This is a genomic window from Streptomyces xylophagus, assembly GCF_000716435.1.
Lineage (GTDB): Bacteria > Actinomycetota > Actinomycetes > Streptomycetales > Streptomycetaceae > Streptomyces > Streptomyces xylophagus.
Map to the genome: position 1 here is coordinate 1 of NZ_JNWO01000195.1, position 303 is coordinate 303.

At 64.7% G+C, this 303-nt stretch carries 1 protein-coding gene; it reads left to right on the plus strand.

The genetic code is table 11. The features are described from left to right. Positions 1–124 precede the first annotated feature (124 nt). The coding region (locus OO70_RS57195) for a helix-turn-helix domain-containing protein (RefSeq protein ID WP_158711704.1) at positions 125–303 on the plus strand (179 nt) is incomplete at its 3' end.

Sequence of the window (303 nt, forward strand, 5' to 3'; positions counted from 1 at the left end):
GTCGAGTAGCGAGATCATGATGCCCCCTTCGTCGGGTTTCGGCATCTAGGCATCACGCTACGAAGATCGATGGGCGGCTACGAGACACTGCCGGTACACGTGCTCTGACCTGGGAGGTGGGCAGGTGGCGCGAATCCCCGTCGACAGGCGTACCGCCGGTACACCTGATCCCGAGGGAGCCATCTCGGGCGCCGTCCTGCGCGTCATCCGGACCCAGATTGGGCTCAGCCAGGAGGCGGCGGCACATGCCCTGGGCGTCGACATCAACACGCTTAAGAGCTGGGAAACTGGCCGTCGCCCCTT